The organism is Maribacter sp. (genome assembly GCF_016744255.1).
Taxonomy (GTDB): domain Bacteria; phylum Bacteroidota; class Bacteroidia; order Flavobacteriales; family Flavobacteriaceae; genus Maribacter_B.
The window spans coordinates 1-3,373 of sequence record NZ_JADGES010000167.1 but is presented as its reverse complement, the minus strand read 5'-3'; the positions used below and the strand labels follow the sequence as shown (position 1 = coordinate 3,373).

The window sequence follows — 3,373 nt, the reverse complement described above, 5'->3', positions numbered from 1 at the left end:
CCTCTGTTTAAATATGGCTTTTTCTGAAAAGAAAGTTTCTTCTACTTCAAAAACTTCACTGTATTCTGCATGTGTTTCACTTTCTTCTGTTTTTCCTAGCAATTGGTAATCCTCACCAACATTCACAAAGGTAAATTCGGTTGCCAAAGACCCTCCATCTGCAGTATGCTGGGAATACAAATGCCAATCTGGCGCCAATTTCCCAACAAGCACTAACTCATAATCTGTCTCCGAAATCTTACGCACTTCTTGCGACCAAACAACAGGGTTATCCTCATCTTGTGCTACAGTGAAAAAACTAATAAAAAAGGCAAAAAATATTGGTATTAAATACTTCATACTACTACATCGAATTTTAAAATATTTTTGGTTTCTGAATTTACCTTAAAACGGTTATCCGCTCGTTTACCTATAACCCAAACTATTTGGTTCTCACTACAAAGCAACCATTGCTTCTCTTTAGACAAAACATCTATCTTTTCGTCTTTAAAAAATTTGGCTAACTTTTTCTTTCCGTGCATGCCAAAAGGATAAAAGTAGTCGCCTTTTTTCCATTTCCTTATCGTTAAAGGATACTTTAACTTTTCCTTATCCACATAAAGCGTATGTAAAGAAGCCTTAGTTAATGCAACTACCGCCTCGATTTTTATAGAGATAGGTTCTTTTATAAACGAAGTATCTTCTAAAATATTAAATGTCTCCTGCAAAACTTTCTGCAAAGGAGCTAGTAGCAAATAAGCCCTATCCTTGAGTAAACGATGCGAGTCCGAATGAATTTCCTTCCCAGACATAGCGGTAAGTAAATCTGCTACATTCTCCCATTCCGTAAATCCATACGATTTAAAAAGACCGTGAATGTAGCCTTTTAAAGGCTGCAGGCTCTGTAGTTTTTCTATGGATATTTTAATAGCACCTCTTTCTGGAACGAATAAATTTTCTTTAACACTTTCAATAGTATTTTGAGCAATTGCAGCGGTTTGCTCCAAATACTGTTGTGTCTTAATAAAATTATCTAAAAAAGAAGGGTGTAATTCTTTTAAAAGCGGCACTATTTGGTGCCTTATTTTATTTCTTAAATATTTGGTATCCTCATTACTTTGGTCTTCTCGCCATTCTAATTTATGGGTCTGAGAAAAAATCATAATCTGCTCTTGAGAAAATTTTAATAAAGGTCTTTTTATGTTGGATGTATTCGATGGAATCCCCTTTAAACCATCAATACCAGTTCCCCGAGAAAGGTTAATAATAAAGGTTTCTAAATCGTCATCTGCATGATGTGCCGTTACTAAATACTTTATGGTATTTTCTTCTTGAATTTTAGCAAACCATTCGTAACGAAGTTCTCTTGCTGCTATTTGAACCGACACTTTATTTAAACCCACATAACCAATTGTATCAAAATTAGTTATATGTATTTTTTTATTTAACTCATTTGCAAGATCTTGTACAAACTCAGCATCCTTGCTACTCTCTTCTGCTCGTAAATTAAAATTACAATGTGCTAGCTCAAAATCTAGGTTTGTATTGGCACATAAATGAGCCAAAACAATACTGTCTATTCCTCCACTACACGCTAGTAGAAATTTAGACGTTTTTAATTCTGGAAACTTATTTTCTATATGTTTATAAAACATCTCTTGCACCATACAAAGGTACTTAAAGTATAGACTTTAACCAATGCCTTATCTACTTTCTAAAACTTGGCGCATAGCCTTTGCTTTTATTAAACATTCTTCATACTCCTTTTCTGGAATTGCTTTAGCGGTTATTGCTCCTCCAACAGCATAAGAAACGTACTTTTCTGTGGCATTGAATAGAATACTACGTATAATAACATTAAAATCGAAGTCTTGCTCTGGTGTTATATACCCAACAGCGCCACTATAAAGACCCCTTTTAAAAGATTCTAATTCCTCTATTATTTCCATAGCGGAGACTTTAGGTGCTCCTGTCATACTTCCCATTGGAAAAGTTTCTTTTAACACCTCAACGACATTCTTTTCTGAAGAAATTTCCGCTGTTACCGTAGATACCATCTGGTGTACCTGCTCAAAAGAATACACTTTACAGAGCTCTTCTACTTTTACAGAACCTTTGGTAGCGCTTTTGGATAAATCATTACGCACCAAGTCTACAATCATAATATTCTCGGCTCTTTCTTTTTCGTCTTGCGATAAATGATCTTTTAATTCTTTGTCTTCCGCTGCATTCTTAGACCGTTTTGCCGTTCCTTTAATAGGCTGAGAAAGAAGAGTATTCCCTGTTTTTTTTAAATATCGTTCCGGAGAAGCGGATAACACATACTTATCTTGTACTTTCAAAAAAGTTGCAAAAGGCGCTTCTGAAATAGCATTAAGCTTATTAAACACTTTTAGCGGTTTTATCTCCGTATTCTCTGCATAAAATTCTTGGCAAAAATTAGCCTCGTAAATATCGCCTCGCTGAATATAAGCGAGCATTTTATTTACTTTTCTAAAATACTCATCCTTAAAAATTCGCATTTTTATTTTAATATCCTGCGAAACTTCGTTCTTATCTTCTTCTAATACCAAAGAGGAAATAGCTGTAAAATCTTTCTCTATTTCATCATCCACCATATTTAGGTAAATGAATTCTGCGGTGCCCCCTACTATTTTAATAATTTTTTTAGGCTGATAAAAATAGAGTTCTGGGAAATGTAAATTATCCAAATTAGAAGAAGAAAGATGTTCTACATCATTCTTTAAATCATAGGACACATACCCAAACAACCAATCTTTGGTGGTATTTTGATATTCTTTAAAATCATGAAAAGCATTCTTTGCATCGGTTACAAAAGCAGTTAAGCCATCTACTGCTAAAAGCGCATCAAAAGAACTGTATTTAGAAGTATGGTTGTTACTATCTAACCATGTAACCTCATCGAACTGCTGTGACCATTGTAATGCAGCCTTTTTAAATTGGGTAATATTAGCGATAGAATACGCTATGGTTTTTCTCAAATTTTAAGCTATTTTATCTATAAATTGATTTAGTGCCTCTTGGTGTGTTTTTGCTAATTCTTTATTTACAATTCCTTCTACCTCCTTAAAATTAGTATGGAACTCTGGTAAAGAAAAAGTAGAAACAACAGCAGCACCCATTCTAGGTAACATTCCTTCTATAACTGCCAATGCGCCAATGCCTGCTCTTTTTCCTGGCGATGTAGACATTAATAATACTTTTTTACCTTCAAAACAATTACGATCCAACCTAGAAAGCCAATCTAATACATTCTTAAAATATGCTGATGGATTACCATTATGTTCATTTACGGAGATAATAACACCGTCCGATTTCTGTATATCATCCTTAAACTCCACCAAAGAATTAGAGTAGCCATTCTCTTTTTCAT

General features: G+C 34.2%; 3 protein-coding genes and 1 pseudogene. All 4 read right to left on the bottom strand.

What is annotated here, in order from left to right; all coding sequences use genetic code 11:
* A pseudogene (locus QZZ51_RS16405) lies at positions 1–339 on the bottom strand (hypothetical protein); the annotation flags it as partial.
* Positions 336–1,646 (bottom strand): tRNA lysidine(34) synthetase TilS, encoded by a 1,311-nt coding sequence (tilS, locus tag QZZ51_RS16400; protein WP_291871654.1) that lies wholly within the window; start codon positions 1,644–1,646, stop codon positions 336–338. The gene tilS and the pseudogene QZZ51_RS16405, both read right to left, overlap by 4 nt.
* Positions 1,647–1,682: 36 nt before the next feature.
* Positions 1,683–2,981 carry an anthranilate synthase component I family protein gene (locus QZZ51_RS16395; RefSeq protein ID WP_291871652.1) on the bottom strand — a complete coding sequence of 433 codons (1,299 nt, stop codon included), beginning with the start codon at positions 2,979–2,981 and terminating at the stop codon, positions 1,683–1,685.
* 3 nt (positions 2,982–2,984) lie between these two features.
* A partial coding sequence (locus QZZ51_RS16390) for an NAD(P)H-dependent oxidoreductase (protein WP_291871650.1) occupies positions 2,985–3,373 on the bottom strand: 389 nt, incomplete at its 5' end.

Excerpts from the sequence above, each read along its gene's own strand:
- tilS (WP_291871654.1), bottom strand. The coding sequence starts at position 1,646 with ATGGTGCAAGAGATGTTTTATAAACATATAGAAAATAAGTTTCCAGAA.